The 1,492-nt window shown below is 67.6% G+C and carries 1 protein-coding gene and 1 pseudogene; both read left to right on the top strand.

Annotated elements, in window-relative coordinates; translation table 11 throughout:
- A partial coding sequence (locus tag AB0M20_RS43050) for an aminoglycoside phosphotransferase family protein (RefSeq protein WP_364307223.1) occupies positions 1-653 on the top strand: 653 nt, incomplete at its 5' end.
- Between the two features lie 130 nt (positions 654-783).
- A pseudogene (locus AB0M20_RS43045) lies at positions 784-1,492 on the top strand (hypothetical protein); the annotation flags it as partial.

Raw genomic sequence — 1,492 nt, 5'->3', positions numbered from 1 at the left:
TGGCTACTGATGTTGCTGGTGCTGCGACGGGGGGCGCGCCATCGTTGCTGATGACACGGCTGCAGGGCCATGTTGACCTCAATCCGGCGGAACCTCGGTCGTGGATGACGAGGATCGCGGAGATTGCTGTCTTGCTGCATTCTCTCGATCTGCCCGCGAAGATGTTCAGACCGTGGACGGATTCTTGGATCGCTCCTCTGGACGGGTTTCGGGTGCCGGTCGACGCACAGAAGCCGGCCGTGTGGAAGGCGGCGTTCGGTGTCATGGCGGCGCCGCCGCCGAAGGACACTGCCGTCTTTCTGCACTGCGATCTCCTGCCTGTCAACATGCTGTGGTCGCGCGGGAGGATTACCGGACTGACCGACTGGAACTCCATCCATCGGGGGGCGCGCGCGATTGACGTCGGGCACTGTCGGCGATACTTGGCGGCGCTCTACTCGCCCGAGTGGTCGGAGCAGCTTCGGTCGCTCTATGAGTCGATCGCCGGGGTGACTCTCGATCCGTGGTGGGACCTGTATGCCCTGCTGCACTATGACGACAGCGGGCCGAAGTGGATCCGTGGTCAGGTCGCTGGGCGCCGTCCCGTCGATGTGCCCCGCATGACTTCCCGGGTCGAGGCCGCTATCGAGACAGCGCTACGGCGCCTCGGGTAAGCCCGGCGTCGCGGATGCCGGTTTTTGCTCCGGAACTGCAACCGTGTTCGAGTCGCCCCGCACCCGAGGGCGGCCATCGTGGTATTCGGTTCGTCGCCGGAGAGTCCCGACGGGCGACGGAGGTGGGTTCGTGCTCGACCCTGTGCGGGTGGCGCCTGAGCGCCGGATGGCCCCGTGGGCGGTGTACCTGGCGTTCGCGCCGATCGTTGTGGTGCTCTACTGCCTCGCGCCGCGCACCGGTGACCTGACCGCCGTCACCCAGCTGGCGCTGTACAGCAGCTTGAGCCTGTCGGCTGCCGTCGCCCTGACCATCGGGATCCGGCGCCACAAGCCGGCGCGGGCGATGGCCTGGTGGCTGCTTGTGGCCGGCCAGCTCGCCACGACCACCGCCGATGTCACCTTCTACATCGCCCACCTGTTCTTCGGCGACCTGGCGTACCCGAACTTCGCCGATGCGCTGTACCTGGTTGCGTACCCCCTGACCGCTGCCGGCCTGCTGTTGCTGGTACGGGCTCGTACCCCGGGATGGGATCTGCCCAGCATGATCGACGCCGCGATCGTGTCGATCAGCGTCGGCCTGGTGGCGTGGATCTTCGTGATCAGCCCCGCCGCCACGGCCACGGACGAGGCGATGGCGGCGCGGGTCGTCTCCACCGCCTACCCCACGATGGACGTGCTGCTGCTGGCCGTCGCCGTGCGCCTCATGCTCGGCACCGGCGTGCGGACACCCGCGTTCCGCTTGCTGATCGGCTCGCTCACGCTGGTGCTGGGCGCCGATGCGGTGTACGCGGTGCAGAGCACACTGGGCACCTACGAGACCGGGACGCTGCTCGACCCGG

The sequence above is a fragment of the Actinoplanes sp. NPDC051633 genome, from assembly GCF_040681735.1.
Classification (GTDB): Bacteria; Actinomycetota; Actinomycetes; order Mycobacteriales; family Micromonosporaceae; genus Actinoplanes.
The sequence above is the reverse complement of the archived record's forward strand: the minus strand, read 5'-3'. Positions and strand labels throughout refer to the sequence as shown.